Origin of the sequence: Pseudomonas sp. S9 (assembly GCF_000222125.1) — a bacterium.
In the GTDB taxonomy this organism is placed as follows: domain Bacteria; phylum Pseudomonadota; class Gammaproteobacteria; order Pseudomonadales; family Pseudomonadaceae; genus Aquipseudomonas; species Aquipseudomonas segetis.
On sequence record NZ_AFFX01000014.1, the window covers coordinates 1 to 26,621 of the forward strand.

Sequence of the window (26,621 nt, forward strand, 5' to 3'; positions counted from 1 at the left end):
TGTTGCATCATCGGGGTGTGGGCGCTGAGATCGCTTTGGCTCATCGTTTTAACTGTCCGGCTGAATCGTAAAAGCGCCTAGTGTACGGTATCAACCTAGTCCGCCTTAACCCCGGAGTGAAGATGCAAGCAAATCAATCCGAGATAACCCGCCTGGCAGTTGAATTGGGTCGCAAACTGACCGATTTGCATGCCCAGGTCAGTACGGCTGAATCCTGCACGGGCGGCGGTATTGCCGAGGCCATTACCCGCGTACCCGGTAGCTCCGCCTGGTTCGAAGCGGGCTACGTGACTTATTCCAATACACAGAAAACCAAACAGCTGGGCGTTGGTCCTGAGCTTTTTGTTCTGCTGGGTGCTGTAAGTCGCGAAGTGGTCGAGGCCATGGTGCGTGGTGCTCAAGAACAAAGTGGTGCGCGCTATGCCGTTGCCGTCAGTGGCGTGGCCGGGCCTGATGGCGGCACAAAAGAGAAGCCTGTTGGCACCGTTTGGTTGGCTTGGGGCGATTCCGAGCAGCTGTACAGCGTGCGCAAAGAGTTTGCCGGTGATCGGCAAAGTGTCCGCCGACAAACGGTTATAGCCGCCCTAGAGGGGCTGATACGCCTGCTCGAAAAAGAAAATCCAACTCTGGGGTAGGCGGGCGGCCAAGGCTATGGAATAATACTGGCTACTTATACAGTTGTTGGCGGCCGTCAGGCCCTCTTGATCACGTGAGGACTTCAATGGACGAGAATAAGAAGCGCGCTCTGGCTGCTGCCCTTGGCCAGATTGAAAAGCAGTTTGGTAAAGGCGCGGTCATGCGCATGGGCGATCACGATCGCCAGGCTATCCCGGCCATCTCGACCGGTTCTTTGGGGTTGGATATCGCGCTGGGTATTGGCGGTTTGCCAAAAGGCCGTATCGTTGAAATCTACGGTCCTGAATCCTCGGGTAAAACCACACTGACCTTGTCGGTGATTGCTGAGGCGCAAAAGCTCGGTGCTACCTGCGCATTCGTCGACGCCGAGCATGCCCTTGACCCCGAGTACGCAGGCAAGCTTGGGGTAAACGTTGACGATCTGCTGGTCTCGCAGCCAGACACCGGCGAGCAGGCACTGGAAATCACGGACATGTTGGTGCGCTCAAATGCCATCGACGTCATTGTGGTCGACTCGGTGGCGGCCCTGGTGCCAAAAGCTGAAATCGAAGGCGAAATGGGTGACATGCATGTTGGCTTGCAGGCCCGCTTGATGTCGCAAGCGCTGCGTAAAATCACCGGTAACATCAAGAACGCCAATTGCCTGGTGATCTTCATCAACCAGATCCGGATGAAGATCGGCGTTATGTTCGGCAGCCCTGAAACCACCACGGGTGGTAACGCTTTGAAGTTCTATGCTTCTGTACGTTTGGATATTCGTCGTACTGGCGCGGTCAAAGAGGGCGACGAAGTTGTCGGCAGCGAAACCCGCGTGAAAGTGGTGAAAAACAAAGTCGCACCACCATTCCGCCAGGCCGAGTTCCAGATTCTCTACGGCAAGGGCATCTACCGTAATGGCGAAATCATCGATCTCGGTGTGCTGCACGGCTTCCTGGAAAAATCTGGCGCTTGGTACAGCTACCAGGGCAGCAAGATTGGTCAGGGCAAAGCCAACTCGGCCAAGTACCTTGAAGACAATCCAGAAGTTGCCCGCACCATTGAAGGCTTGATTCGTGAAAAGCTGCTGGTCCCGGTAACACCTGCCAAGGCCGGTGCTGAAGCGCCAGTTGATGCTGAAGTTGACGCTTAAGCACCATGCTCGACAACCCCACGGCCGTGAGGCGCGCAGCAATGGATTTGCTGGCGCGTCGTGAGCACGGGCGTGTGGAGTTGGTACGTAAGTTGCGCCAGCGCGGCGCAACCGATGACTTGATTGATCCTGCCCTCGATCGCTTGGCGCAAGAGGGCCTATTATCTGAAGCGCGCTACCTGGAAAGTTTTATCCGCTACCGTGCCCGTTCGGGCTGCGGGCCTGTGCGCATACGTGAAGAACTGTCTCAGCGAGGTTTGCTGCGCGCGGATGTCGAGCAGGCGCTGGCCGAGAGTGGTATCGACTGGGCTGAGCAACTGCTTGATGTCTGGCAGCGCAAGTATGCCGGGAAGTTGCCGCAGGATATGCGCGAGCGGGCCAAGCAGCACCGTTTCCTCAGCTATCGAGGCTATCCGATGGAGCTTATCAGCGAGCTGTTGCGCGGCAAGCTCAGCGGTTAGTTGTCGGTCACGCGCTTAGCCAGTTTTCACGCAGGTTGATGAAATCAAGCAACTCGCGCAGCCGTCCGTGGTTGCGTCCGTTAAAACTGAAGGTCAAGCGCGGCAGATGTGCCAGCTCGGGTGTATCCTGGCCTTCCTTCGCCTTGTCCTGTAGTTGGAAATCATCGGCCTTGCAGATGTCTGCAAATGTGCTGCGTATTGCTGTCAGCGCTTGGGCATTGAGCGAGTGATTGAGGCGAATGATGAACTGCCTGTTCAGCCAGCGGCTGGAATTGTAGTTGCTGTAAAACCGGGTAATTTGCGTAACGGCATCATCGGCGCTGTAGACCAGGGTCATCAAGTTCAGGTCGCTGGCAAGGATATAGCCGCTGTCCTTGAGTTGCCGCTCGATGAACAGCAAGGCTTCTGACCAGAAGCTGCCACCTGGCTGATCAAGCAGCACCACTGGTACCAGCGGGCTTTTGCCGGTTTGTATCAGGGTCAGCACTTCGATGGCCTCATCCAATGTGCCAAAACCACCGGGGCAAAGTACAAGCGCGTCGGCTTCCTTGACGAAGAACAGTTTGCGCAAAAAGAAAAAGTGGAAGGACAGAAGATGGCTCGAGCCGCTTACAGTGGCATTGGCGCTTTGCTCGAAGGGCAGGGTGATATTGAAGCCCAGGCTATTGTCGAGCCCCGCACCTTCGTGCGCCGCTGCCATGATGCCGCCGCCAGCGCCGGTCACGACCATCAGGTCGTGGCGGGCAAGTTGGGCCCCGAGCTCACGGCCCAGTTGGTAAATCGGGTGGTCGACCGGGGTACGTGCCGAACCGAAGACCGTGACTTTGCGCCGACGTTTGAACTGTTCAAGCACGCAAAAGGCATGCTCCATCTCACGTAGGGTCTGCAGCATTATCTTGGCATCCCAGCGATTACGGTCTGCCTGGCCCATGCGAATAACGGTGATCAGCATCTCCCGGTACAGCTCGATGTTGGGGCTGTTGGCGGGGGCGATCAGCGACGTGAGTTCATCAACTTTACTGCGAAGATCAATACCACTGGCTTGAAAGTGCCGGGCTAGATAGTCATCGGCGTCGTAAGGCATGCTGTGTCTCCTTGGCCCGTCCATGCCAATAATAATAGGCTGTGCAACGATCCAGTGCTGCTGCGCTCGAGGCGTGCTTGATCAACTGTCGTCTTCGCGATCAAGGGCCTCTGAAAAAGCGGCGAGCATCAGCAAGTCGATAGCCATGAAAAAACGATCAGGGGCATGGGTGCAGCACATGGGTATTTGCTTATGCTTGCGGGGCCGCAGCAAGGGCAGCCCGGTATCAACTGCGCAGCATTATCGAGCGGGCTTACAGGCCGCAATCGGCCTTGTCGAACGTCTCGCGAACAATAGGCCTGTTGGTCTTGTATTCCGTAAATTCATAGCGCAATTCGGCGCCTTCGCTGAGCAACTTATGGAAACCGCCATTGTTGCATACGCTTTTGCCCAGCTGGGCGCGTACAGCGTCGAGGTTGTTGCGCATTTGCGCCGCATGCCGTGGCTGCACACTGAGGTGGTTGACCAGGGTGTGGCCTTCGACCGTGTAGCCCTGGTCGAGAATATCGGCGTTGATGGCGCGGGGCGTGCCAACGCTACTTTGCTGGGCGACGCTTTGCAGCATCTTGGCCAGCTCGTATTCTTTCAGCGAGGAAGCATGGGCGGCAAAGGGTAGGCTCAGGGCCAGGGTAAGAGCGGTTAGGCGTAACATCCAAGTCTCCACAGTCATTTCAATCCTTCGACAGGTAAGCACCCGCAGAGGTTCAGCTGGTGGCTATGATAACGCTCAAAGCCAGGGTTGTACCTTAGGGAAGCACAAAAATTACTCGCCCAGCCTTGTTTGAAGATGACTTGAATCGTTCAAGCAAGCCAGATTTGCCGGGCTTTGCTAGACTGCGCGCCGATTAATCCAGGACTGAATATGCCAAGCTTTTCTTACCGTGGTCCGCGCCCATGAGCCATGCAGTCGCGCGTTTGCGAGACAAGCGTCTGGCGCGCAGTGAAAAACCCTTTCTGGCAAGGGGCTGCAAGGCCGTGCGCTGTGATCAATGCAGAATTGCCCAGAGCCATTGTTTGTGCGCCTGGCGCCCACGCATAGATACGCAATCGGCCATGTGCCTGATCATGCATGACGTGGAAGTGCTTAAGCCGAGTAATACTGGCTGGCTTATCGCGGACGTAGTTGCTCAAACCAGTGCCTTCGGTTGGCTACGAACCGAAGTTGATCCGGCCCTGCCTGCGTTGCTCAATGATCCACAGTGGCAGCCATATCTTGTCTTCCCCCGGGAGTACGTTGCACCTGAGCGGGTCGTCAGCCAGGTTGATGTAGCGCCAGGCAAGCGGCCGTTGTTCGTGCTGCTTGATGCGACCTGGACCGAGGCGCGCAAAATGTTCCGCAAGAGCCCTTATCTGGATAACCTGCCGGTGCTGAGCCTGTCACCGGAACGCCTGTCGCGTTATCACCTGCGCCGTTCTACCCGTAACGAACAACTCTGTACTGCCGAAGTCGCGGCCTTGTGTCTTGAACTGGCTGGTGACCAGCGCGCCGCCGACGGCCTGAATGCCTATTTCGACGTGTTCAGCCAACATTACCTGGCGGCCAAGGCGCCGCGCGCTGTTGACCTGGCCGACCCAGTGCACCGCAGGTTGCAGCCGTTTCTGGAATAGCATTGCAGCCGTCAATCGATTGTTTGACGGCTGGTCTTCGTTTGCCCTTAACCTTCGTTCGCAGTGCCTGGCTTCGGTTTTTGGGGCCAGAGTTGCGCCAGGAGCATGCCGGCAAACATCAGTGTGCAACCGATGTAGCCACGTAGATGGAGCGTTTCGTTGAGCAGGATGGCACCTGCAATCGCAGCGAACACAGCTTCCAGTGAAAGAATGATTGCCGCGTGGGAGGCAATAGCATGTTTCTGTGCAACCACTTGCAGGGTGAAGCCAATGGCGACACCGAATATGCCGCCGTAGATGATCGCCGGGGCCGCCGCGATGATGGCGTCCAGTGCAAATGGTTCGAATATCAGCGCCAGGATCATGCTGATTGCCGCACAGGTGATAAATTGAATGATTGCCAGGCGCAGCGGGTCATGGCGGGTCGCAAAGAAACCGACCAGCAATACATGCAGCCCCCAGACGAACGCACCAGCCAGTTGTAGCCAGTCTCCGGATGCGACCGTAAAACCTTCGCCCACACTCAGCAGAAACATGCCGACAACGGCCAGGCTGGCGCCTAGCCAGATACCCAGGCCGCTGCGTTGACCAATGAACAGGCCGAGTATGGGCACGATAATGACGTAAAGACCGGTGATGAAACCCGAGTTAGTGACGCTGGTGAACAGCAGGCCGACTTGCTGTAGATTGATCCCGACCGCCAGTGCCAATCCCATGATCGCGCCGCCGGACAATAGGCTTTTATCCACTGCTGGCTTGCTTTCGGCTTTGTTGCGGCTGAGGAGCGGGAGTATGGCCAGCAGCACGACTGCTGCCAGGGAAAAGCGCAGGCCGCTGTAGAGAAAGGGCCCGATCGAGTCCATGCCTAAACGTTGTGCAACAAATGCGGAGCCCCAGATCATGGCTGTGACTAGCATCAAAAGATCGGCGCGCAGGGCTTGGCTTCGCATAAAAAGACTCACGGATTAGAAGGCCGCAGACTTTGCCGGAAAGTATTGCGCTTGACCACCCCGGTTTCGCTGGGCATGCTGGGCGCCGCCTCAGGCGCATTTGAGGCTCGCGCCTAGTGTATGGGTTGCTAAAGTGTTGAGTTAACAAGCGCTCTTATGTCGCCCTCATAACAATAACGGGATCTGCCATGGCTGTTTACGAAATCCTGATCGCTGATGACCATCCATTGTTTCGCAGTGCATTGCAGCAAGCGTTGACCCAGGGTTTAGGGCCGGGTGTGCGGCTGGTAGAGGCAGCAAGCATTGCTGAGCTGGAAAGCCGTTTGGCTGAGAAACCGGATTGGGACCTGGTTTTGCTCGATCTGAATATGCCTGGGGCCTATGGCTTTTCCGGGCTGGTATTGCTGCGTGGGCAATATCCACAGATACCGGTGGTGATGATTTCCGCACAGGAAGAGTCTGCGATTGTGTTGCGCTCGAAGGAATTCGGGGCCAGTGGCTTCATTCCCAAGTCGAGTTCGTTGGAAACCATCCAGCAAGCCGTTCGTCAGGTTCTGGAGGGTGATACCTGGTGGCCAGAAATCAGCGCTGATGTGCAAGCTGTATCGGCTGAAGCCAAGGCCGCAAGTGCCGGGCTTGCCAGTTTGACGCCGCAGCAGTTTCGGGTCTTGACCATGGTTTGCGAAGGGCTGCTTAACAAACAGATCGCCTATGAACTGGGTGTTTCAGAGGCAACGGTGAAGGCACATGTCACCGCGATATTTCGCAAGCTGGGTGTGCGTACGCGCACGCAAGCGGCGCTATTGCTGCAACAACTTGAGAGTATTCCAAGCGCGACGACGGTTTGAGGTGATTGTTGCCTTCAGTGGCATGGCTGAAGACCTGCGCCTGGTGTAAAAAAGTCAGGTCTCAAGCAGCGTATTAGCGTAGCCTGCCGACCTTTTCCGTTAGTGGTTGTTAGATTATGTCTCCATTCAAGGGCCAGACAGGCCTCAAGCGCATCCTCAATGCCACGGGGTATTCGTTCGATGGCTTGCGCGCCGCCTATAGGGGCGAAGCTGCATTTCGCCAATTGGTGCTGCTCAATGTGGTGTTGATTCCACTGGCATTTGTGTTTGATGTGAGCAAGGGCGAGCGCGCCGTCATGATCGCGGTGTGCCTGCTGGCGCTGATTGTCGAGTTACTCAACTCTGCGGTTGAAGCGGCGATTGATCGTATTTCCCTGGATTTGCATCCGCTGTCAAAGAACGCCAAGGACATGGGCAGTGCCGCTCAGTTTGTTTCGCTTTGCCTGATTGCGAGTGTCTGGCTGGTGATCCTTTTCGGCTAGCTGGTGCGCAGGCCTGCGCCGGGTATCGGTAGATGGCGAGGCTCAGGCAATGGTTGGCAGTACGATTTCATCACTGCGCCTTACACCAGCCGTCAGAGTCTGGCACAGCTCGAGAAAAGCACGCATTGCCGCCGTTTGATACTTTTGTTGGTGCCAGATGAAGTAGAACTGTCGCCGCAGGTCGAGATCCGGGGTTTCAATGGGGACCAGGCTGCCGCGGCGAAAGGCATCGCGCAAAGCCAGGCGCGAGATGCAGCCAATGCCCAGGCCAGACTCAACCGCTCGTTTAATGGCTTCGGTGTGTTCAAGCTCCAGGCGTATGTTCAGCGGGTTGGGGTGATGGCGCATGGCTTGGTCGAAGGTCAGGCGCGTGCCGGAACCTTGTTCACGAAGAATCCAGGCTTCCTGGTTAAGTGCCTCAACGCTGGCAACTTTGTATCGGGCCAGTGGATGTTGCGGTGCACAAAAGACCACCAGTTCATCCTCCACCCAGGGTTGCACTTCAATGTCCGGATGCTGGCAATCGCCCTCGATCAAGCCCAGGTCCATCTCGTAATGAGCCACTTGCTGCACCACATGTGCGGTGTTGTGAACCTGGAGCTTGACCCGGCATTCGGGATGCAACTGCATGAAGTTGCCGATCAATAATGTCGCCAGGTAATTGCCAACCGTGAGGGTGGCCCCCACATTCAGGGTGCCAAAGCCGCTTTTGCCAGCCAGCAGGCGTTCAATCTCTTTGGTTTGGTCGATCAGGGCAACCGCCTGGGGTAACAATTGATGGCCCAGTGCATTTAGGGTCAGGCGCTTGCCCGCGCGATCAAATAGCTGGCAATCGGTTTGCCGCTCGAGCTCGGTCACCGAGGTGCTGGTGGCCGACTGCGACAGCGCCAGGGATTCGGCCGCACGAGACACGCTTTCTTGCTGGGCGACGGCCACAAATACTTGAAGTTGTCTGAGAGTAAATCGCATATCTATATAACCGATAACCTATATCTTAATAATTCACTTAACAGATATTCTGCGCCCCTCTAGAATGCAGCGCAATTACCCACAGTGGGTCGCGTACTTTAGTGAGGATACCTGCATGAGCAACTTGAACGTCGAGCGTGTGCTCAGCGTCCACCATTGGAATGACACGCTGTTCAGCTTCAAGACCACCCGTAACGCTGGGCTGCGTTTTGAAAATGGTCAGTTTGTAATGATTGGTTTGCAGCAGGACACTGGTCGCCCGCTGATGCGCGCTTACTCCATCGCCAGCCCGAATTACGAAGAGCACCTGGAGTTCTTCAGCATCAAGGTGCAGGACGGCCCTCTGACTTCGCAACTGCAACACCTCAAGCCGGGTGATGAGTTGATGGTCAGCCGCAAGCCAACCGGGACCTTGATTCTTGATGACCTGCTGCCAGGCAAGCATTTGTACCTATTGAGCACCGGTACTGGCCTGGCGCCATTTATGAGCGTAATCCAGGACCCTGAAACCTACGAGCGCTACGAGAAGGTGGTGCTGGTTCACGGTGTCCGTTATGTCAACGAGGTGGCGTACCGCGAGTTCATCACCGAGCACTTGCCGAAGAACGAATACTTCGGTGAGGCGCTGAAAGAGAAGCTGATCTACTACCCAACCGTGACCCGCGAAGAGTTCGAGAATCAGGGGCGCCTGACTGACTTGATGCGCAGCGGTAAGTTGTTCCGCGATATTGGCCTACCACCAATCAACGCACAGGACGACCGCGCAATGATTTGCGGCAGCCCGAGCATGCTGGATGAAACCAGTGAAGTGCTCGACGGCTTCGGCCTGAAAGTGTCTGCACGCATGGGTGAGCCGGGCGACTACTTGATCGAGCGGGCATTCGTCGAGAAGTAGGTTATTGGCCATGAAAAATCCCACCCTTTGCGGTGGGATTTTTTTTGCTGAAAAAAAGTCCCGCTAGAGCGGGACAAAGGGAGGATGTTAATACTTACAGCAGGGCTACAAGGCTGGTGCCTGGCACAACTTGAAAGTCGATCGACATCATTAGGCTCAAGGCGCTGATGGCTACGATGGAGAAGGCGAACAACTTGCGTGCCCACAGACGATCATCCACGGCGCGATAGCCGGAAAGGGCGATTACCAGCCACCAGGCACTGACCAGCAGGGCGATCAGCAGATACCCGTAGCCTGCAAAGCCAGTCAGGTTGAGCAGGAGCGAGGCGCCACTGAATGCCAGGATATACAGCACGATCTGCAGTTTAGTGGCGTTGATCCCGCGCTTGACTGGCAACACCGGGATGCCTGCTGCCTTGTAATCGTTCAGGCGGAATATCGCGATGGCATAGGAATGCGGCATCTGCCACAGGCAGAAGATCAGCAGCAACACAGCCGCACCGGTATCGAATTGACCGGTGACCGCACAGTAGCCCACTACCGGCGGCATGGCCCCGGACAAACTGCCGACCAGGGTGCCGTACTCCGAGCGGCGCTTGAGCCACAGGCTGTAGAAACCCACATAGACCACATAGCCGACAGCCGCCAAGACCGTCGCCAATCCGGTAGTTTCGAACCACAGCAGGCTGAACCCGGCGATGCCGAGTAACAGCCCGTGGGCCAGCGCTGCCTTGAGCGAGATCTTGCCGGTGACCAGCACGCGGTCGCGGGTGCGTTCCATGTGCTGGTCGATGTCGCGATCAATGCAGTTGTTCAGTACGCATCCGCTGGCCACCACCAGCGACAGGCCGATCACGGTGGACAGCAACAACATCAGGTCGATGTGACCTTGCGCCGCCAGAAAATAGCCGCCCGCAACGGCAATCAGATTGCCGAAGATAATCCCGGGCTTGGTGATCAGGAGATAGCGTTTGAACTTCATGGTCACATCCAGGGCATCATCAGTTGGTCGGCATTGACCATGATCCAGATCGCCAGCCCAACCAGCATCACGATGATCAGCACAGTGAACAGAAAGGCCAGCAGGTTCCAGCGGCCTTCCGAGGATGTGTTCATGTGCAGGAAGCAAACCAGGTGCACCAGAATCTGGACCACCCCCAGCACGACCATCGAGGTCAGTGCGACGTTGCGCGAGAAATGCCCACTCATGACCATGGCGAACGGAATCGCCGTGAGAATTACCGAGAGAATGAAGCCGATTGCGTAGGACCGCACGCTGCCGTGGCTTTCACCGGCATGGCTCTGTGCATGTGCGTGGCTCATTGGGCAACTCCCATCAGGTAGACAACGGTGAAGACGCAGATCCAGACGATATCGAGGAAGTGCCAGAACAGGCTCAGGCACGACAATCGGGTGGTGTTCTGCGGCGTCAGGCCACGGCTGTAAACCTGCGCCATCATGACCACCATCCACACCAGGCCCGCGGTTACGTGCAGACCGTGCATGCCAACCAGGGTGAAGAACGAGGACAGGAATGCACTGCGGTTTGGTCCGAAGCCTTCCATGATCAGGTGATGGAACTCGTTGATCTCCATGCCAATAAAGCCAAGGCCACAGAGGAAGGTCAGGAACAGCCAGGCAATGGTCTTGCCCTTGTCTGCTTTGTGGGCAGCCAGCATGGCCATGCCGTAGGTGCAACTGCTGACCAGCAGCAAGGCGGTTTCGACCAGTACATAAGGCAGTTCGAAGATGTCCTTGCCGCTGGGACCGCCAGCGGTGTGGTTAACCAGTACCGCATAAGTGGCGAACACGCTGGCGAACAGGATGCAGTCGGTCAACAGGGACAGCCAGAAGCCAAATACCGTCATGTCACCGCTGTCATGACCATGGTCATGATCATGGTCATGATCATGGTCTTGGCTGACGCCGTGTTGAGAATCAAGGATTGCCGTAGACATCCGGGTTACACCTCTTGCGCGAGTTGTTGGGCGTGTTGCGCACGGTTGTGGGAATGACCAGCTTCGCGAGGGAAGCGCTGGTTTTCGATGCGTTCGATTTCATCCGGCTGCACGTAGTAATCAACATCCTGGTTGTAGCTGCGCACGATGAAGGTGGCGACCATGCCGATAAAGCTCAGGCCAGCCATCCACCAGATGTGCCAGATCATGGCGAAGCCGAATACGGCGCCGATCAGGCCGATAACCAGTCCGGCCGCCGTGTTCTTCGGCATATGGATGGGGCTGTAGCTGGCGGGACGCAGGTAAGCGGTGTCGTTTTCTTTCATTTCGTGGAAGGCATCCACAGCATGCACGGTAGGTAGTTGCGCAAAGTTGTAGAACGGTGGTGGCGAGGAGGTAGACCATTCCAGGGTGCGGCCACCCCATGGATCGCCAGTGTGGTCACGCAGCGCATCGCGGTTCTTGATGCTGACGAGGATCTGGGCGATCTGGAACGCAATGCCGCAGAAAATCAGCACCGCGCCGAAGAAGGCGACAATCAGGTAGGGGTGCCACAGTGGATTGTCGTAATGATTCAGGCGTCGGGTCATGCCCATGAAGCCCAGCACATACAGCGGCATGAACGCTACGAAGAAGCCAGTGATCCAGCACCAGAAGGCGCACTTGCCCAGGCGCTCGTCGAGCTTGAAGCCGAAGGCCTTGGGGAACCAGAACGTGAAGCCAGCCAGGTAGCCGAACACGGCACCGCCGATGATGGTGTTGTGGAAATGGGCGATCAGAAACAGGCTGTTGTGCAACACATAGTCGGCGCCCGGTACGGCCAACAGTACGCCAGTCATGCCGCCAACGGTGAAGGTCACCATAAAGCCCAGGGTCCAGAGCACGGGTGTGGTGAAGTGCAGGCGGCCACGGAAAATGGTGAACAGCCAGTTGAACAGCTTCACCCCGGTTGGAATCGAGATGATCATGGTGGCAACACCGAAGAAGGCGTTGACATTGGCACCCGAGCCCATGGTGAAGAAGTGGTGCAACCAGACCACGAAGCCAAGCACCGTGATTGCCGCAGTGGCCCAGACCATCGAGGTGTAGCCGAACAGCCGTTTGCCGGTGAAGGTGGAGATGACCTCGGAGAATATGCCGAATGCCGGCAGGATCAGGATGTACACCTCCGGATGGCCCCAGGCCCAGAACAGGTTGATGTACATCATGGCGTTGCCGCCCAGCTCGTTGGTGAAGAAGTGCATGTCCAGGTAACGGTCAAGACTCAACAACGCCAAGGTGGCAGTGAGGATGGGGAACGACGCGACAATCAGGATATTGGTGAATGTGCAGGTCCAGGTGAAGATCGGCATTTGCATCAGCTTCATGCCTGGGGTACGCATCTTCAGTACGGTGACCAGGAAGTTGACCCCGGTCAGCAAGGTTCCCAAACCGGATAGCTGCAAGGCCCAGATGTAATAGTCGACCCCGACCCCGGGGCTGTAGCCCAGCTCCGACAGCGGTGGATAAGCAACCCAGCCGGTGCGCGCGAACTCGCCGACACCCAGGGACAGGTTGACCAGAATCGCGCCGGCCACGAACAACCAGAAGCTCAAGGAGTTGAGGAAGGGGAAGGCCACGTCGCGAGCGCCGATCTGCAGCGGCACGGCGATGTTCATCAGGCCGACCATAAAGGGCATGGCCATGAAGATGATCATGATCACGCCATGGGCGGTGAAGATCTGGTCATAGTGCTCGGGCGGCAGGAAGCCGTGGTTGGCGCCCTCGGCCATGGCCAGTTGACCGCGCATCATGATGGCGTCAGCGAAGCCGCGCAGCAGCATGATCATGGCGACGAAAATATACATCACGCCAATTTTCTTGTGGTCGACTGAAGTCAGCCACTCGGTCCACAAATAGGACCACTTGCGGTAATAGGTCAGCGCAGCCACTACGGCCAGGCCAAGCAGGGCAACGACAGCCAGGGTGCCCATAACAATAGGGACGTCCAGGGGCACTGCTTTGAGCGTTAACAAACCGAACATCAGTGGTTACTCCTCGATACTCGCGTTCATGGGCATGTGCATGTTTTTCATATCCTGCATCTCATCTTTGCTCCCAGCGCCAAGCTGCGGCGTTGAGGGGCCGTGCATGTACTGCATGAGAATTGAGTTGTAGAGCGTCGGGCTGACCGAGGAGAAGTACTGCGCCGGATCGTTTTCGCTGGGCTTGACCAGCTCCGGGTAGTTGCTCTGGTCCAGCGTTTTCGGCGCGGCCTTGACCTTGGCGACCCAGTCAGCGAAACCCTTTTCCGAAGTGGCGATAGCCTGGAATTTCATGCCGGAGAAGCCGTCGCCGCTGAAATTCGAGGACAAGCCATCAAAGTTGCCTGGTTGGTTGGCAATCAGGTGCAGCTTGGTCTGCATACCGGCCATGGAGTAGATCTGGCTACCCAGTTGCGGAATGAAGAAGGAATTCATTGCGTTCTGCGAGGTGATCTGGAAATTCACCGGGGTGTCGGTGGGGAAGGCAATCTCATTGATCGTGGCAATGCCTTGCTCGGGGTAGATGAACAGCCATTTCCAATCCAGCGACACTGCCTGAATCACGATTGGCTTGACCTCGGAGTCCAGTGGACGATAAGGGTCTAGCTCGTGGGTGGAGGTCCAGGTCAGGGTGCCGAGTACCGCGATGATCGCGCAGGGCACCAACCACACCACCAGTTCGATGGGGGTTGAGTGGGACCAGTTCGGCTTATAGGTTGCCTTGGTGTTGGATGCGCGGTATTTCCAGGCAAATGCCAGGGTCATCACTATGACCGGGATCACCACGATCAGCATCAACAGGGTGGAAGTGATAATCAGCGACTTTTCATCCATGCCCACCTGACCTTTGGGGTCAAGCAAGGTCATGTTGCATCCGCCGAGCATCAGCAGCGGGAGCCACGAAAGTCGTTTCAGGTATCCAAGGTACAGCTCAGTTTTCATCTTGCGGCCTTAATGGATAAATTGACCCCGTCGCCCCGGTCTTCTCTTACCGAGGTGACGTAGCCGACACCGTCCTGACAGCGTTAGCTGCGGGACGCTTTTTTGCGCAAAGCCAGCCGCCACCAGAATTCGGGCAAGCCTCTCCCGTCTAGTTCTCGCGTGGCGAAACTGAGTTGTGCGCTGTTTGGAATATTGTTAGTCAGCGTTTGCCATGACCCCCTAAGGGGCTTTTGCTGCAATCCTTTGAAGTGAAATCCGCATGGCAAGCCGCGCGGATTTTCAGCCACATCGCGCAATGCCTGCGCGTGGACGAATTCGATCAAAGCGTGAGCTAATTCACGGCTGCTGATGAAAGGTGGCAAACACATTACAAATTATTACAGGTGCAACTTCAAGTTACATATTCCCGTGCGGCCTTTGCCGGAAGCTGAATCAGCACCCTGTGTTCAGTCGGTGAAAGTTGCAGAGCTACCATTTTTACTGGCTTGTAGCGCTTTGCTCAGTCTCTTGGCGAGTTGTGTCGGGTGCGACACCGGGCCGCACTTTTGCGCATCGTCACAGCGCTTTGAATTGATGCGGATCAGCAGGTTTAGTGTGCTTAGCTGGTAGGGAGGATGCGCTTGAGTGGTCGCCAGGCAGGAAACCTGAGGGTGGGGAGTGAGGCAGGCAGGTGCATGAAGGCCACGTCTTCTGTTGCCTGCCTCAGTAACTCAGGCGCTTGGCGGCGCTGGTTTTTTGCGCAAGGTATCGAGCGCAAGCAGGTCTTCATCACGCCAGGCCATTACCACAAGGCAGCCTGCAAATATGATCAGTGATGGATAAAATAAGGCTTTGCTGCCGGTAAAGATCCAGCCCCATGGGTCAATCACCGATTGCCACACCGCCAACAGCGTAGCTGCGCTTAATAGCAATTGGATGGGGTAAACCAGGCGACGCATAAATCCTGCAACAATCAGCAAACCGATGAGCATTTGCAGTATGCCAGCTGCATGTAGCAGGTTATCGGAGGCAAAAAGGCCGAAGTAGAACTTGTTGGCGACCGCAAGACCGTGCTCGACATTGACCACTTTATTGACGCCCCAGATTACCAGTAGCCAACCAAGCGAAATACGCAGTAGCAGCAGGCTCCATTGTTTCATCATCAGGTTTTCCTTGAACAGCAGTAAGAGAAGTACTGATGTGACTGGGTGCTCGGCAGTAAATTACAAGCGCCCTTGGCTAAAGGCGCTGTATTGGGCCGTTTGACGCGGCGCCGCGTGAGTGGCGCCCGCTGCAGGCTGGTGCAACAGACTCAGGTCAAGTGCCTGGAACCACTTCCAGTACGCAGATCTGATCCGGTTGCGGATAGTGCCAGCGCACCTCGACATCCCATAAGCGGGTGCCATACCGCCGTTCGGGTTGAGGGCTTTGATAAGCCGGGCGCGGGTCTTGGGCCAGGCATTGTTCAATCAGCTCAACCAAGGGGTGCTGGAGCCGTTGGGCCTGTTCAGATGCCTGCTGTAAGGCTTGAGGTTGCCAGTTAACCTTGATCAAGCGCGGTGCTGCATCAGCCATGCTGTTGGTCGCGCTGCTGATGCAGTCGGCGTAGGGCACATAGGGTTTAATATCCAGCACCGGGGTGCCGTCGAGCAGGTCGATGCCCGACAAATGCAACTTGCCTGGCTCGATCTTGTCCAGCGCGACCACGGATTGGCCGATGCCATTTGGCCTGTGTGTAGCGCGGGTGGCAAACACGCCCATCGACTGGTTGCCACCCAGGCGTGGCGGGCGCACTTTCAGACGGGGTTTGTCTTCAAGGGCCTGATGAAACAAGAACAGCAGCCAGACATGGCTGACGTGCTCTAGCCCTTCAATGGCCTCGGGCTGGTCAAAGGGCGCAACCAGCTCCAGCACGCCACGGGCTGCCGGAGCCAAATGCGGCTGGCGAGGAATGGCGAACTTCTCTTTGAAGCACGAGCGCACAAAACCGATGGGTGAAACGGAGTAAGACATTGCAGGCGACCACAGCTGGAAGTTGCCCATCTTAACCGCAAAGCGGCGCTCGCCTTAAGCGCGGTTGTCGGTGCCGTGCAGCCATCTTAAAGGCTGAAGCCGCCATCAATCGGGATGATATTGCCGGTCATGTAAGCCCCTGCGGTGCTGGCCAGGCTGATTGCCAGTGCTGCCATTTCTTCTTCACGACCCCAGCGTTTCATCGGGATGACCGCAGTGTCTTGCGCCATTGCCTCGTTGTCGTTGGCGATATGCTGGGTCATCTTGCTTGGGAAGCGTCCAGGTGCAATCACATTGACGTTGATGTGCTGTTCAACCAGTTCGCGAGCGAGCATGCGCGAAAGTTGGTGCAGTGCTGCTTTGCTCGGGCCATAGGCGTAGGCGTTTTCACCAAATGAGCTGATCCCAGCCACTGAGCCAATATTGATTATCCGCGCCGGATTGGCGCTGTTCCCGGCTTTTCGCAGCAGCGGCAGCAATTGCTGGATGCAGCTGAAAACCGAGGTGACATTGAGTTGCATGACTTTTTCCCAGCCCTTGGCCGGGTAGGACTCAAGCGGTGCGCCCCAGGTCGTGCCTGCATTGTTGACCAGGATATCGAGCTGGGTAATTTTGCCGCCAAGCGCTTGAGCGAGTGCCTGCACGCCTTCTTCGGTTGCCAGGTTAGCGGCTATGCCGTGGCAGGTGCCGAAGGCGCTGAGTTCTTTTGCGGTGTCGCTGCAAGCCTGAGCGTCGCGGGCGCACACATAAACGGTGGCGCCTGCTTCAGCAAAGGCTTTGGCGATCATCTTGCCGATCCCACGAGTACCACCGGTAACCAGTGCGGTGCGATCTTTCAGAGAAAAATAAGGGTGCATGGCGAGTCCTTGGATCAACAGGTGCCATCACCCTAATCGGCCAGCGCCAACTGTGGATGCATTATTGTTGGCGCAAATACAGCGCCATCTGCAGTGCGAGGTTGAGACAGCTATCGCCAGGCTTATTCAGCGGCCGCTTGAGGGCGCTCGCGCAAGGTCAGGCCCTTGAGGAAATTACGCAGGAACTGGTCGCCACAGGTGCGGTAGTTGCTATGGCCAAACTTGCGGAACAGTGCGCTCATTTCCGGTTTGGACACCGGGAAGTCAACGCTCTGCATGATCGCGTGCATGTCATCTTCTTTCAGCTCGAAGGCCACGCGCAGCTTTTTCAATACCATGTTATTGGTCATTGGCAGTTCGAATGGCTGGGCCGGACGGCTATCGTCCTTGCCGCGCTTGAAGTAAACCAGGCCATCAAGAAAATGCGCCATGAGTTCATCGTCACAGGCGATAAAGCCGTCTTCATCTTCTTTTTTCAGCAGTGGCTCAAGCTCGGCGCTGGTGACGCTCTTGCCGCTCAGGGCAATGATCTCGGCCAGTTTTGCATCGTTGACATCAAGCATATAGCGCACGCTGCGCAGCACATCGTTGTTAAGCATTATGGATTCCTGATTGAGGACCCAGGCAGCATGAGGCTGCCTGGGCAAGAAATGAGAGCGGGCGCAGGGCTCAGAAACGCTCTTTTGCCGCGAGATAACGCCATTGCCCCGGCGCGACTTTCGACAGGGGCACGCCGCCGACGCGTATGCGCTTGAAGCTCAATACCTTGAGCCCGACTTCATTGCACATGAATACGATTTGGCCCGGTATGGGGTTTTTCAGGGCGAAACGCAGGCGGGTTTCGTTCTGCCAGCTGACTTTGCAGGGCGGCAGGGCGTAGTTGTTGAAGACCAGTCCGTGATTGAGCCGCTTTAGATCACGTTCGCTAAGCTCGCCGCTGACTTCGACCACATATTCCTGCTCCATCTTGACGATGTCATCGCGCAGCTTGCGCTCGATACGCCAATCCTGCGTCAGCACATGCAGGCCTTCGGCACCGGCCTGCAAGGGAATGCAGGCAGTCAAGTTGGTCAGGTGGCCTTTCAAGGGGCGAATTCCCGAAGCGTCCTCTGGCCAGTGGCTGGCGGCGCTGAGTGCCTCTGTGATTCGCTCGGCGTTGTTGTGTCCTGGCGGGATATGCACCAGCAAGGTAACCGGATCCAGTGGTGCGGCGACCGCGTTTGGAAGCAACGCAACCTGCTGCTCGGCAACCTTGAAGTGGGGGGCGTCGATCACCTCGCCATCCACCGTTACCCAGCCGCCCTCAATGTACAACTCAGCTTCGCGTCGGGAGCAACCGACCAGTTCGATCAGGCGTTTGGAAAGGCGTATTGGCTCGGTCATCAGGCAGTCATCAATAAAGTAATGCTCCTATTGTAACTGGCTGCAAGGCTTGTGTACGGACGGCGCGGCTTTTAGGCCGGACATCGGCCGGCTCGAACCTGAATACCCGAGCCGTTTGTCGCCTAATTATCCTTGTATTCCCACTGGTTGGGACTTGGATTTCATTAAGTGGGAAAGTTCCAGCATTCTAAATGTAAGGAGCGCCCATGAACTACAAAACCCCAACTGATCGCTTGCTACAGATATTGGTCGCCTTGGGCCAAGCCGACGAGGTTATTTCGGCCAAGGAACTATCTGAAAACCTGCAGCAGCCCTTGAGCAGCACTTATCGCCACTTGAAGACCTTGCTGCGCTGGGGGTTGGCCGAGGACAACGGCCAGGGGCGCTATCTGCCTGGGCCAACCTGTATGCAGTTGGCCAAGAAGTTTGATCGCGATGCGGTATTGGTCACATTGGCCAAGCCTGAACTTAAACGCCTGGCTGAGCTGAGTCGGGAAAGTGTTGCCTTGATGGTGCCAGTCAATGGCCAGGCGATATGCGTGGAGTTGGTCGATAGCCAGCAGCCCTTGCGCTGCTGTTATCAGAAAGGCCTGGCCCAGCCCTTGTTGATTGGGGCATCGGCTCGCGCATTGCTGGCCTTTATGGATCAGGCGCAAAGCCTGGCCATATTGATCGCCAAAGGGGTCGAGGCCTCGGCGCTGGACGACTACATGCGCAATTTCGATGAAATCAGGCAGGCGGGTTATGCCGTTTCCAATGGTGAAATTGATGAAGGCGTCTGGGGCGTCAGCGCACCGCTATTTGATAGTCGCGAGCGCTTGCAGGCAGTAATCAGCCTGATGGCACCGGCGATTAGAGCAGAGCAACGCAGCGAGCAATTGATTCGCTGGACACAGGATGCGGCGCTGCGGGTCAGCGCACGTCTTGACTGAATATAAAGAGAGCCAAGGTATGACCGTTATCGCCGATATGCAGGTATGGACCGGCCGCACTGATGCAGCCGAAGGTCAAAGCGCTTTGCGCTGGCACCAATGGGTTCAGCCTTGTGCGCAACAACAGGCGTCAGGCACGACCTTGCTAGGTTTTGCCTGCGACGAAGGGGTCAGGCGCAATCAAGGGCGCACCGGTGCCCGCCAAGGTCCGCAGGCGCTGCGCAAAGCCCTGGCCAATCTCGCATGGCACGGTTCTGCGCCGGTATACGATGCCGGTGATGTCTGTTGTTAATCCGACCAACTGGAATCAGCACAACAGCGCTATGCCACAAGAGTTACCGAGTTGCTCGGCCAGGGGCATCAACCGCTGGGCCTGGGCGGTGGCCATGAGATTGCCTTGGCCAGTTTTACCGGGCTGGCGGATCACCTGCGCAGTCAGGAGTCTGCGCCGAAGCTGGGTATCTTGAATTTTGATGCGCACTTTGACTTGCGTTTCGCTGCGCAGAGCAGCTCCGGCACACCCTTTCTACAGATCGCCGAGTATTGCCAAGCGGCCGGCATGGACTTCGAGTACTGCTGCCTGGGCGTCAGTGAGCACAACAATACCCAATCGCTGTTTGACCAAGCGGCCAGGCTGAACGTGCGCTATCTGCTCGACCGGCAAATGCAAGGCTGGAACCTGGCGGCTGTCGAAGCGTTCCTGCAAGCGTTTCTGAGCAGAGTTGATCACCTGTACATGACGGTCTGCCTGGACGTGCTGCCTGCAAACCAGGCGCCGGGCGTGAGTGCGCCATCGGCCCATGGTGTGGACCTTATGGTGGTCGAGCACCTGGTTCGACTTGCCAAGGCCAGCGGCAAATTGCGCCTGGCTGATATTGCCGAACTCAATCCAAGCCTGGATCAAGACAATCGCACTGCGCGTATTGGTGCCAGGCTGTTGGCCAGCATGGTCGATTGAGGTTTTTGAACACACTTACCTGATCAGAATTTGATCAGCAATAACAATAGAGAAATCTGCCATGTTGACCCTGGAACTGGATGCATTGACCACCACCGCCCTGGCGCTACTGTTGCTCGGGGCGGGGGCCTTCCTTAAAAAGCGCAGCTACTGGCTCACTCAACTCTGTGTGCCCGCACCGGTAATCGGAGGCTTTGGCTTTGCCTTGCTGGTGTGGTTGCTACGTAACCAGGAGTTGTTGAGCCTGAAGTTCGATACGGCGTTGCAAACGCCCTTGATGGTGGCGTTCTTCACTACGGTGGGGCTGGGTGGCAGCCTTGGGTTGTTGCGCAAGGGCGGCAAGGTCCTGTTCGTCTACCTGGGCGCCTGCTGGTTCCTGGCACTGCTGCAAAATGCCTTGGGCGTGGGAGTGGCCAGCTTGTTGGGCATAGACCCGCTGCTGGGCTTGATGGCTGGCGCTGTCTCGCTCGAGGGTGGTTTCGGTGCCGCCGCGGCATTTGGTCCCGTGGCGGAAAGCCTTGGCGCTCAGGGTGCAACCACCGCCGCACTGGCTGCCGCAACATTTGGCATGGTGGCCGGCGGCTTGCTTGGCACACCCATCGCGCGCTGGCTGATCGAGCGCAGGAAACTGGCCGTGGTGACCGAGCAGGTCAGTTCACTGGCTGCGTTGAGTCCGGGCGAGCAGGCACCGGCTCAGGCTCTGGATGCGCCGACGCTATTAAGGTTGCTGGCCTGCATTCTGGTGATCATGGTGCTGGGTTTCTGGCTCGGCAACGCCTTGAATGATCATCTCGGCATTGTTCTGCCGAGCTACGTTGGCGCCATGTTTGTCGCGGTGCTGTTGCGCAATCTGAATGATCGCGCACGGATCATCGAGATTCCTGACTCGGCCATCAGCACCATCGGCGATGTGTGCCTGGGTATTTTCCTGACCATGGCGATGATGAGCCTGAAGTTCTGGGAACTGGAGCAACTCGGCCTGCCGCTGCTGGGCATCCTGGTCGTGCAGATCCTGGTAATGATCTTGCTGACGGTATTTGTGCTGTTTCGCCTGCTGGGCGCCAACTATGACGCGGCGGTACTCTGTGCTGGCTTTATGGGGCATGGTCTTGGGGCTACGCCAAACGCGGTGGCGAACATGGGCGCGGTGTGTGAGCACTACAAAGTGTTTTCCTACAAGGCCTTTATCATTGTGCCGCTGTGCGGCGCGGTGCTGATCGATATTGTTGCGATCCCCTTGATTACCTGGTTCCTCAACGCTTTCGCGGGCGTCTGACCGGTGGCTCGGCAATAGTCACTTCATATAAGTCGAACCCATAAAAAATGCCGCTGAAATCAGCGGCATTTTTAGTTGCAATGAACCCGGTTAACCACCGAGATAGGCGTCGCGTACCTTTGGATCGTTGAGCAGCTCTTCACCGCTGCCCTGCATGACGATACGACCGTTTTCCAGTACGTAGCCACGATCCGCCAGTTTCAATGCCTGGTTGGCATTCTGCTCAACCAGGAACACTGTCACACCATCTTCGCGCAGTTGTTCGATGATATCGAAAATCTGCTGAATGATGATGGGCGCCAAACCCAGTGAAGGCTCATCAAGAAGCAGCAGCTTTGGCTTGCTCATCAGCGCACGGCCAATGGCAAGCATCTGCTGTTCGCCACCGGACATGGTACCGGCTCGCTGCTCAAAGCGTTCTTTCAGGCGCGGGAACAGGTGCAACACCTTGTCCATTTGCTCCTGGAAATCAGCTTTCTCGGTAAAGAACCCGCCCATGGCCAGGTTTTCTTCGACCGTGAGCCGCGCAAACACCCGACGGCCTTCAGGAACCACGGCAATGCTTTTGCGCATGATGTCCGGCGTCTGCATGCCGACCAGTTCTTCACCCTGGTAACGAATGCTGCCGCTGGTGGCTTGCGGGTTGCCGCAAAGGGTCATCAACAGGGTCGATTTGCCTGCGCCGTTGGCGCCGATCAGGGTCACGATCTCACCCTGGCGGACTTCAACGTTAACGCCGTGCAGGGCCTGGATCTTGCCGTAGAAGGTCGAAACGTTTTCAAAATAGAGCATCAGGCTTCCCCCAGATAGGCTTTGATTACATCCGGGTTGTCGCGGATCTGCTCCGGCGTTCCGTCTGCCAGCGGTGTGCCCTGGTTGATCACGAAGATGTGGTCGGAGATGCTCATCACCAGCTTCATGTCATGCTCAATCAGCAACACTGTGACGTTATGTTCGTCGCGCAGCATGCCGATCAGTGCCTTGAGGTCTTCGGTTTCCCGCGGGTTAAGACCTGCAGCTGGCTCGTCGAGCATCAGAATGCTTGGTCGCGTCATCATGCAACGGGCGATTTCCAGGCGGCGCTGCTGACCGTAGGCGAGGGTGCCTGCGGGGCGGTTGGCGAATTCGGTCAGGTTGACCTGCTCCAGCCAATGCGCGGCATACTCCATGGCCTCGCGTTCGCTTTTGCGGAACGCAGGCGTCTTGAACAAGCCAGACAGGAAGTTGGTGTTGAGGTGGCGATGTTGCGCCACCAGCAAGTTTTCAACCGCCGTCATGTCCTTGAACAAGCGCACGTTCTGAAAGGTACGCACTACGCCTTTGCGGGCAATCTTGTGGCCGGTCAGCCCCTCGATCTGCTCGCCATTGAGGCGCACGCTGCCGCTGGTTGGCTGGTAAAAACCGGTCAGGCAGTTGAATACGGTGGTTTTGCCGGCACCGTTGGGGCCGATCATCGATACTACTTGTTTCTCGTGGACGGTCAGATTCACACCGTTGACGGCCAGCAGGCCGCCAAAACGCATGGATAAGCCGCTTACTTCCAGAATCGGGCGGCTCATTGTTTCAGCTCCAGGTGTGGGCGCTGCATGGGCAGCAAGCCCTGCGGACGCCAAATCATCATCAATACCATCAGGGCACCGAAGAACAACATGCGGTACTCGCTGAATTCACGCATCAGTTCCGGCAGCAGGATCATCACGATTGCGGCGAGAATCACCCCAAGCTGAGAACCCATGCCGCCCAGAACCACAATGGCGAGGATGATTGCTGATTCAATGAAGGTAAACGACTCTGGTGTCACCAAACCTTGGCGAGCGGCAAAGAAACTGCCGGCAAAACCTGCGAAACAGGCACCCAGGGTAAAGGCCGAGAGCTTGATGACGGTAGGGTTCATGCCCAGTGCGCGACAAGCGATTTCGTCTTCACGCAGGGCTTCCCATGCCCGGCCAATCGGCATGCGCAGCAGCCGGTTGATCACGAACAATGTGAGCAGCACCAGCAGCAGGGCAATCAGGTACAGAAAGATTACCTTGTTGATCGACTGATAGGAGGTGCCGAAGAACTCGTGGAAGGTTTGCAGGCCTTCGGCGGCCTTGCGCTCGAACGACAGGCCAAACAGGGTTGGCTTGTCGATGTTGCTGATGCCGTTCGGCCCGCCTGTCAGCCAGGTCATGTTACGCAGCAGGATGCGGATGATCTCGCCGAAGCCCAGGGTCACGATTGCCAGGTAGTCGCCGCGCAAGCGCAGCACCGGGAAACCGAGAATAAAGCCGAAGAAGGCCGCCATCAGCCCCGCAATCGGCAAGCACACCCAGAAACCCAGGCCGTAGTAATACGACAGCAGGGCGTAGGTGTAGGCGCCAACGGCGTAGAAGCCGACGTAACCCAGATCGAGCAGGCCAGCAAAGCCCACGACGATATTCAAGCCCAGGCCGAGCATCACGTAGATCAGGATCAGGGTGGCGATATCCACCGCGCCACGGCTACCGAAAAACGGCCACGCCAATGCCACCAGGATCAGGCCGAGGATAATCCAGCGCTGGGTCGAGGGCAGGGTGATGAAGTTGGTTGCCTTGCTCGGCACGCTTGGCAGCTTCGGCGCCTGTGACCAGGCAGCGCTGATCGGCCCGCGAAACAGTTGCCAGAAGAACATCACGATGGTGCACGCCGCGATAGTCCACAGAACCGCCGGGCTGGCGTTGTGCACTTCGAGCTTGATACCAACGGTGGTGAGCTTGAGCCCCAGCACTGGATAGGCCACTGCCAGTACCAGCAGGGCGCTGAAAAATGCCGTCTTGAGGTTTTTAGTAATTGCCGAACTCATACTTTTTCAACCTCCGGACGACCCAGGATGCCAGTCGGGCGGAACAGCAACACCAGCACTAACAGGCTGAATGCGACAACGTCTTTGTATTGGTCACCAAAAATATCGGCGCCAAATGCCTCGGCAACACCGAGAACCAAGCCGCCAAGCACAGCGCCTGGAATACTGCCGATACCGCCCAGTACTGCTGCGGTGAAGGCCTTGATGCCCGCGAGGAAGCCCAGGTGCGGGTTGATCACGCCGTATTGCAAGCTCAGCAGCATTGCAGCAACTGCTGCAAGCGCGGCACCAATGACGAAGGTCAGGGCAATGATGTTGTTGGTATTGATGCCCAGCAGGTTGGCCATCTTCAAGTCTTCAGCGCAGGCGCGGCAGGCGCGACCCAGGCGGGAGCGGGAGATGAACCAGGTCAGGCCGATCATGACCAGGAAGGTGACGATGAAAATCAGCACCTGCATGTAGGAGATAACCACGCCGTTCATGCTGTTCTCGCCGAACACGAAGTTACCCGGAAGCAGATTGGGAATGGCCTTGTCTTTGGAATCCTGCGCAAGCAGTACTTCGTTCTGCAGGAATATCGACATACCAATTGCCGAAATCAGGGGGATCAAGCGGTTACCACCGCGTAAAGGCCGGTAGGCCACGCGTTCAATACTGTATCCATAGGCACTGGCGACAATGATGCTGGCCGCGAATCCCGTGATCAGCACAATGGGTAGGCTATGGATGCCAAACATGGCGAGACCGGCGACTGCGATAAACACCACGTAAGAGCCAATCATGTAAACCTCGCCGTGGGCGAAGTTGATCATGCCGATGATGCCGTAGACCATGGTGTAGCCAATAGCAATCAAGGCATAGGTGCTGCCAATGGTCAGGCCATTAACCAGCTGTTGCAGGTAGTGATAAAGATCAGGCATTGCCTAGCTCCTGGGTCGTTGCGTAATGCATCGCTTGTGGCGCCGCGCAAGACCGGGATTCTTCTGATAAACAAAGCCCACTGCGGCTGCAGTGGGCTTTGGGTTCGGACAGTGAGGCTTATTTAGCTTCGGTTTTTGTACCGTCCTGGTGCCATTCGTAAACCACGAAGCTGAAGTCCTTCAGATCGCCCTTCTCGTCGAAGGAAAGGTCGCCGGTTGGCGTCTTGAAGGTGTTAGCGCGCAGGGCGGCTGCCACTTTGTCGGTGTCAGTGCTGCCGGCTTTCTCGATACCACCAGCGATCACTTGTACCGCTGCGTAAGCAGGGAATACGAATGGGCCGCTTGGATCTTCGTTCTTGGCTTTGAAGGCTTCAACCAGTGCCTTGTTGGCTGGGTCCTGGTCGAACGACTTCGGCAGGGTAACCAGCAGGCCTTCGGAAGCAGGGCCGGCGATTGCCGAAATCTCTTTGTTACCCACGCCTTCTGGGCCCATGAACTTGACTTTCAGGCCCTTCTCAGCCGATTGACGCAGCAGCAGACCCAGTTCTGGGTGGTAGCCACCGTAGTAAACAAAGTCGACACCGGCTTGCTTGAGCTTGGAGATCATCGACGAGAAGTCTTTGTCGCCAGCGTTGATGCCTTCGAAGATGCTGACCTTGACGCCTTTGGCTTCAAGCGTCTGCTTCACGGCAGTGGCAATGCCTTCGCCGTACTGCTGCTTGTCGTGGATAACGGCAACGTTCTTCGGCTTGATATGGTCAGCGATGAAGTTACCCGCAGTTGGGCCTTGCAGGCTGTCCAGACCGATGGTGCGGAAGATCAGCTGATAGCCGCGAGCGGTAATTTCAGGGCTGGTCGAGGCCGCGGTAATCATCAAGATGCCTTCGTCTTCGTAGATGTCCGAAGCAGGCTGAGTGGAGCTGGAGCACAGGTGACCGACAACAAACTTAACTTCATCGTTAACGATTTTGTTGGCTACGGCCAAGGCTTGTTTTGGATCGCAAGCGTCGTCATAGACTACGCCTTCGAGCATTTCACCGTTTACACCACCCGCCTTGTTGATCTGCTCAATGGCCATTTTAGCGCCGATGAACTGCATTTCACCGTACTGGGCAACAGCACCAGTAACCGGACCCGCCAAACCGATTTTGATTGTGTCTGCAGCCATCGAGTAGCTTGCAACGCCGGCCATTGCCATGGCGGCTAACAGTTTGGACATCTGCTTAGTTGCCTTTTTCATAATGCTCCACTCTTGTGTTTTTAGTTGTTGTAGTTCTTGCGGCCAAAGCTGCAGAACCGAGTTCTATTCCTCGGCCATACCCCTAGCAACTGTACCGGTACAGTGTAGAGCGCGGATTTGCGCCTTGAAAAGCCGGAAGCAGGGGACAATAACCGAAGGTGTCGCTTAAATATAAGAAATGTATAGAAAAACGGCGTGCCTTGGGTTCATTTTATGACGTCAGGCGAACTTGCCTGCCAGCATGCCGACGTTA

28 protein-coding genes and 1 pseudogene are annotated in these 26,621 nt (G+C 56.6%); 10 read left to right on the forward strand and 19 right to left on the reverse strand.

The annotated features are described in order from the left end of the window. The first annotated feature begins 122 nt into the window (after window positions 1-122). The 3 genes from PSES9_RS0121405 (at window position 123) to recX (ending at window position 2,226) form a co-directional block, all read left to right on the forward strand. Entirely contained in the window at window positions 123-635 is a 513-nt protein-coding gene (locus tag PSES9_RS0121405; protein ID WP_010490429.1) for a CinA family protein, read from the forward strand. Window positions 636-721: 86 nt separating this feature from the next. Continuing rightward, complete coding sequence (gene recA, locus PSES9_RS0121410) at window positions 722-1,765, forward strand: recombinase RecA (protein WP_010490430.1); 1,044 nt, start codon at window positions 722-724, stop codon at window positions 1,763-1,765. A gap of 5 nt (window positions 1,766-1,770) precedes the next feature. After that, complete coding sequence (gene recX / locus PSES9_RS0121415) at window positions 1,771-2,226, forward strand: recombination regulator RecX (RefSeq protein ID WP_036988393.1); 456 nt, start codon at window positions 1,771-1,773, stop codon at window positions 2,224-2,226. Window positions 2,227-2,233: 7 nt separating this feature from the next. Here the strand turns inward: recX and PSES9_RS0121420 are convergent, their stop codons facing one another. Continuing rightward, window positions 2,234-3,310: an LOG family protein gene (locus tag PSES9_RS0121420; RefSeq protein ID WP_010490434.1), complete on the reverse strand. Its 1,077-nt coding sequence runs from the start codon at window positions 3,308-3,310 to the stop codon at window positions 2,234-2,236. Window positions 3,311-3,563: 253 nt separating this feature from the next. Then, the gene (locus tag PSES9_RS0121430) at window positions 3,564-3,962 is read right to left on the reverse strand and encodes a quorum-sensing-regulated virulence factor family protein (RefSeq protein ID WP_010490436.1); all 399 of its coding nucleotides are present in this window, start codon (window positions 3,960-3,962) and stop codon (window positions 3,564-3,566) included. A gap of 242 nt (window positions 3,963-4,204) precedes the next feature. Between PSES9_RS0121430 and PSES9_RS0121435 the strand changes: the two genes are divergently transcribed. Beyond that, window positions 4,205-4,918, forward strand: a complete 714-nt coding sequence (locus PSES9_RS0121435; protein ID WP_010490438.1) for a tRNA-uridine aminocarboxypropyltransferase — start codon at window positions 4,205-4,207, stop codon at window positions 4,916-4,918. A 47-nt stretch (window positions 4,919-4,965) separates the two neighbouring features. Here the strand turns inward: PSES9_RS0121435 and PSES9_RS0121440 are convergent, their stop codons facing one another. Then, complete coding sequence (locus PSES9_RS0121440) at window positions 4,966-5,868, reverse strand: DMT family transporter (protein WP_010490440.1); 903 nt, start codon at window positions 5,866-5,868, stop codon at window positions 4,966-4,968. Between the two features lie 188 nt (window positions 5,869-6,056). On the opposite strand from PSES9_RS0121440, the gene erdR reads away from it, so the two are divergent. Both erdR and PSES9_RS0121450 read left to right on the forward strand, forming a co-directional pair. Continuing rightward, a complete protein-coding gene (gene erdR / locus PSES9_RS0121445) occupies window positions 6,057-6,716 on the forward strand; it encodes a response regulator transcription factor ErdR (protein ID WP_010490442.1) in 660 nt (219 codons plus the stop codon). Between the two features lie 116 nt (window positions 6,717-6,832). Continuing rightward, window positions 6,833-7,198: a diacylglycerol kinase gene (locus PSES9_RS0121450; RefSeq protein WP_010490444.1), complete on the forward strand. Its 366-nt coding sequence runs from the start codon at window positions 6,833-6,835 to the stop codon at window positions 7,196-7,198. 42 nt (window positions 7,199-7,240) lie between these two features. Here PSES9_RS0121450 and PSES9_RS0121455 read toward each other — a convergent pair whose 3' ends face one another. Further along, a complete protein-coding gene (locus PSES9_RS0121455; protein WP_010490445.1) occupies window positions 7,241-8,167 on the reverse strand; it encodes a LysR family transcriptional regulator in 927 nt (308 codons plus the stop codon). Window positions 8,168-8,282: 115 nt separating this feature from the next. On the opposite strand from PSES9_RS0121455, the gene fpr reads away from it, so the two are divergent. After that, window positions 8,283-9,062, forward strand: a complete 780-nt coding sequence (gene fpr, locus PSES9_RS0121460) for a ferredoxin-NADP reductase (protein ID WP_010490447.1) — start codon at window positions 8,283-8,285, stop codon at window positions 9,060-9,062. Window positions 9,063-9,156: 94 nt separating this feature from the next. Here the strand turns inward: fpr and cyoE are convergent, their stop codons facing one another. The 10 genes from cyoE to PSES9_RS0121510 form a co-directional block, all read right to left on the reverse strand. Further along, on the reverse strand, window positions 9,157-10,044 hold the full coding sequence (gene cyoE, locus PSES9_RS0121465) for a heme o synthase (protein WP_010490449.1): 888 nt from the start codon (window positions 10,042-10,044) through the stop codon (window positions 9,157-9,159). 2 nt (window positions 10,045-10,046) lie between these two features. After that, complete coding sequence (locus PSES9_RS0121470; protein WP_010490451.1) at window positions 10,047-10,385, reverse strand: cytochrome o ubiquinol oxidase subunit IV; 339 nt, start codon at window positions 10,383-10,385, stop codon at window positions 10,047-10,049. Continuing rightward, entirely contained in the window at window positions 10,382-11,020 is a 639-nt protein-coding gene (gene cyoC, locus PSES9_RS0121475) for a cytochrome o ubiquinol oxidase subunit III (RefSeq protein ID WP_010490453.1), read from the reverse strand. Before cyoC ends, PSES9_RS0121470 begins: the two co-directional genes overlap by 4 nt. A 5-nt stretch (window positions 11,021-11,025) precedes the next feature. Next, on the reverse strand, window positions 11,026-13,044 hold the full coding sequence (cyoB, locus tag PSES9_RS0121480; protein WP_010490454.1) for a cytochrome o ubiquinol oxidase subunit I: 2,019 nt from the start codon (window positions 13,042-13,044) through the stop codon (window positions 11,026-11,028). A gap of 6 nt (window positions 13,045-13,050) precedes the next feature. Then, window positions 13,051-13,986: a ubiquinol oxidase subunit II gene (gene cyoA, locus PSES9_RS0121485; RefSeq protein WP_010490456.1), complete on the reverse strand. Its 936-nt coding sequence runs from the start codon at window positions 13,984-13,986 to the stop codon at window positions 13,051-13,053. 710 nt (window positions 13,987-14,696) lie between these two features. Next, window positions 14,697-15,128, reverse strand: coding sequence for a DoxX family protein (locus PSES9_RS0121490; RefSeq protein WP_029529698.1), 432 nt, complete (start codon window positions 15,126-15,128; stop codon window positions 14,697-14,699). A 154-nt stretch (window positions 15,129-15,282) separates the two neighbouring features. Continuing rightward, a complete protein-coding gene (gene tsaA, locus PSES9_RS0121495; protein WP_010490459.1) occupies window positions 15,283-15,978 on the reverse strand; it encodes a tRNA (N6-threonylcarbamoyladenosine(37)-N6)-methyltransferase TrmO in 696 nt (231 codons plus the stop codon). A gap of 86 nt (window positions 15,979-16,064) precedes the next feature. Then, complete coding sequence (locus tag PSES9_RS0121500; protein ID WP_010490462.1) at window positions 16,065-16,835, reverse strand: SDR family oxidoreductase; 771 nt, start codon at window positions 16,833-16,835, stop codon at window positions 16,065-16,067. 122 nt (window positions 16,836-16,957) lie between these two features. Beyond that, complete coding sequence (locus PSES9_RS0121505; RefSeq protein ID WP_010490464.1) at window positions 16,958-17,434, reverse strand: DUF1456 family protein; 477 nt, start codon at window positions 17,432-17,434, stop codon at window positions 16,958-16,960. 70 nt (window positions 17,435-17,504) lie between these two features. Continuing rightward, a complete protein-coding gene (locus PSES9_RS0121510; protein ID WP_010490466.1) occupies window positions 17,505-18,218 on the reverse strand; it encodes an rRNA pseudouridine synthase in 714 nt (237 codons plus the stop codon). A 206-nt stretch (window positions 18,219-18,424) separates the two neighbouring features. On the opposite strand from PSES9_RS0121510, the gene PSES9_RS0121515 reads away from it, so the two are divergent. The 3 genes and pseudogenes from PSES9_RS0121515 to gltS all read left to right on the forward strand — a co-directional run bounded on the left by PSES9_RS0121515 (window position 18,425) and on the right by gltS (window position 21,384). Then, window positions 18,425-19,150, forward strand: coding sequence for an IclR family transcriptional regulator (locus tag PSES9_RS0121515; RefSeq protein ID WP_010490467.1), 726 nt, complete (start codon window positions 18,425-18,427; stop codon window positions 19,148-19,150). A 19-nt stretch (window positions 19,151-19,169) separates the two neighbouring features. After that, a pseudogene (hutG, locus tag PSES9_RS24035) lies at window positions 19,170-20,108 on the forward strand (formimidoylglutamase). Between the two features lie 61 nt (window positions 20,109-20,169). Further along, window positions 20,170-21,384, forward strand: coding sequence for a sodium/glutamate symporter (gene gltS / locus PSES9_RS0121525; protein ID WP_010490469.1), 1,215 nt, complete (start codon window positions 20,170-20,172; stop codon window positions 21,382-21,384). Between the two features lie 90 nt (window positions 21,385-21,474). Here the strand turns inward: gltS and PSES9_RS0121530 are convergent, their stop codons facing one another. The 5 genes from PSES9_RS0121530 to PSES9_RS0121550 form a co-directional block, all read right to left on the reverse strand. Next, window positions 21,475-22,176, reverse strand: a complete 702-nt coding sequence (locus PSES9_RS0121530; protein ID WP_010490471.1) for an ABC transporter ATP-binding protein — start codon at window positions 22,174-22,176, stop codon at window positions 21,475-21,477. After that, window positions 22,176-22,943, reverse strand: coding sequence for a high-affinity branched-chain amino acid ABC transporter ATP-binding protein LivG (gene livG / locus PSES9_RS0121535; RefSeq protein ID WP_010490473.1), 768 nt, complete (start codon window positions 22,941-22,943; stop codon window positions 22,176-22,178). The genes PSES9_RS0121530 and livG overlap by 1 nt, the downstream gene beginning before the upstream one ends. After that, window positions 22,940-24,208 (reverse strand): high-affinity branched-chain amino acid ABC transporter permease LivM, encoded by a 1,269-nt coding sequence (locus tag PSES9_RS0121540; RefSeq protein WP_010490475.1) that lies wholly within the window; start codon window positions 24,206-24,208, stop codon window positions 22,940-22,942. Before PSES9_RS0121540 ends, livG begins: the two co-directional genes overlap by 4 nt. Beyond that, window positions 24,205-25,128 carry a high-affinity branched-chain amino acid ABC transporter permease LivH gene (gene livH / locus PSES9_RS0121545; RefSeq protein WP_010490476.1) on the reverse strand — a complete coding sequence of 308 codons (924 nt, stop codon included), beginning with the start codon at window positions 25,126-25,128 and terminating at the stop codon, window positions 24,205-24,207. The genes PSES9_RS0121540 and livH overlap by 4 nt, the downstream gene beginning before the upstream one ends. A 118-nt stretch (window positions 25,129-25,246) precedes the next feature. Continuing rightward, window positions 25,247-26,368 carry a branched-chain amino acid ABC transporter substrate-binding protein gene (locus PSES9_RS0121550; RefSeq protein WP_010490479.1) on the reverse strand — a complete coding sequence of 374 codons (1,122 nt, stop codon included), beginning with the start codon at window positions 26,366-26,368 and terminating at the stop codon, window positions 25,247-25,249. Window positions 26,369-26,621: the final 253 nt, after the last annotated feature.

Bases quoted from the DNA above. Each gene is read 5' to 3' on its own strand.
- PSES9_RS0121490 (WP_029529698.1), bottom strand. From the start codon at position 15,128: ATGATGAAACAATGGAGCCTGCTGCTACTGCGTATTTCGCTTGGTTGG.
- PSES9_RS0121405 (WP_010490429.1), top strand. From the start codon at position 123: ATGCAAGCAAATCAATCCGAGATAACCCGCCTGGCAGTTGAATTGGGT.
- PSES9_RS0121500 (WP_010490462.1), bottom strand. From the start codon at position 16,835: ATGCACCCTTATTTTTCTCTGAAAGATCGCACCGCACTGGTTACCGGT.
- tsaA (WP_010490459.1), bottom strand. From the start codon at position 15,978: ATGTCTTACTCCGTTTCACCCATCGGTTTTGTGCGCTCGTGCTTCAAA.
- PSES9_RS0121455 (WP_010490445.1), bottom strand. From the start codon at position 8,167: ATGCGATTTACTCTCAGACAACTTCAAGTATTTGTGGCCGTCGCCCAG.
- fpr (WP_010490447.1), top strand. From the start codon at position 8,283: ATGAGCAACTTGAACGTCGAGCGTGTGCTCAGCGTCCACCATTGGAAT.
- PSES9_RS0121440 (WP_010490440.1), bottom strand. From the start codon at position 5,868: ATGCGAAGCCAAGCCCTGCGCGCCGATCTTTTGATGCTAGTCACAGCC.
- PSES9_RS0121530 (WP_010490471.1), bottom strand. From the start codon at position 22,176: ATGCTCTATTTTGAAAACGTTTCGACCTTCTACGGCAAGATCCAGGCC.
- PSES9_RS0121430 (WP_010490436.1), bottom strand. From the start codon at position 3,962: ATGTTACGCCTAACCGCTCTTACCCTGGCCCTGAGCCTACCCTTTGCC.
- PSES9_RS0121470 (WP_010490451.1), bottom strand. From the start codon at position 10,385: ATGAGCCACGCACATGCACAGAGCCATGCCGGTGAAAGCCACGGCAGC.
- PSES9_RS0121515 (WP_010490467.1), top strand. From the start codon at position 18,425: ATGAACTACAAAACCCCAACTGATCGCTTGCTACAGATATTGGTCGCC.
- cyoB (WP_010490454.1), bottom strand. From the start codon at position 13,044: ATGTTCGGTTTGTTAACGCTCAAAGCAGTGCCCCTGGACGTCCCTATT.
- livG (WP_010490473.1), bottom strand. From the start codon at position 22,943: ATGAGCCGCCCGATTCTGGAAGTAAGCGGCTTATCCATGCGTTTTGGC.
- PSES9_RS0121435 (WP_010490438.1), top strand. From the start codon at position 4,205: ATGAGCCATGCAGTCGCGCGTTTGCGAGACAAGCGTCTGGCGCGCAGT.
- erdR (WP_010490442.1), top strand. From the start codon at position 6,057: ATGGCTGTTTACGAAATCCTGATCGCTGATGACCATCCATTGTTTCGC.
- gltS (WP_010490469.1), top strand. From the start codon at position 20,170: ATGTTGACCCTGGAACTGGATGCATTGACCACCACCGCCCTGGCGCTA.
- cyoA (WP_010490456.1), bottom strand. From the start codon at position 13,986: ATGAAAACTGAGCTGTACCTTGGATACCTGAAACGACTTTCGTGGCTC.
- PSES9_RS0121510 (WP_010490466.1), bottom strand. From the start codon at position 18,218: ATGACCGAGCCAATACGCCTTTCCAAACGCCTGATCGAACTGGTCGGT.
- PSES9_RS0121550 (WP_010490479.1), bottom strand. From the start codon at position 26,368: ATGAAAAAGGCAACTAAGCAGATGTCCAAACTGTTAGCCGCCATGGCA.
- recX (WP_036988393.1), top strand. From the start codon at position 1,771: ATGCTCGACAACCCCACGGCCGTGAGGCGCGCAGCAATGGATTTGCTG.
- cyoC (WP_010490453.1), bottom strand. From the start codon at position 11,020: ATGTCTACGGCAATCCTTGATTCTCAACACGGCGTCAGCCAAGACCAT.
- cyoE (WP_010490449.1), bottom strand. From the start codon at position 10,044: ATGAAGTTCAAACGCTATCTCCTGATCACCAAGCCCGGGATTATCTTC.
- PSES9_RS0121420 (WP_010490434.1), bottom strand. From the start codon at position 3,310: ATGCCTTACGACGCCGATGACTATCTAGCCCGGCACTTTCAAGCCAGT.
- recA (WP_010490430.1), top strand. From the start codon at position 722: ATGGACGAGAATAAGAAGCGCGCTCTGGCTGCTGCCCTTGGCCAGATT.
- livH (WP_010490476.1), bottom strand. From the start codon at position 25,128: ATGCCTGATCTTTATCACTACCTGCAACAGCTGGTTAATGGCCTGACC.
- PSES9_RS0121505 (WP_010490464.1), bottom strand. From the start codon at position 17,434: ATGCTTAACAACGATGTGCTGCGCAGCGTGCGCTATATGCTTGATGTC.
- PSES9_RS0121450 (WP_010490444.1), top strand. From the start codon at position 6,833: ATGTCTCCATTCAAGGGCCAGACAGGCCTCAAGCGCATCCTCAATGCC.
- PSES9_RS0121540 (WP_010490475.1), bottom strand. From the start codon at position 24,208: ATGAGTTCGGCAATTACTAAAAACCTCAAGACGGCATTTTTCAGCGCC.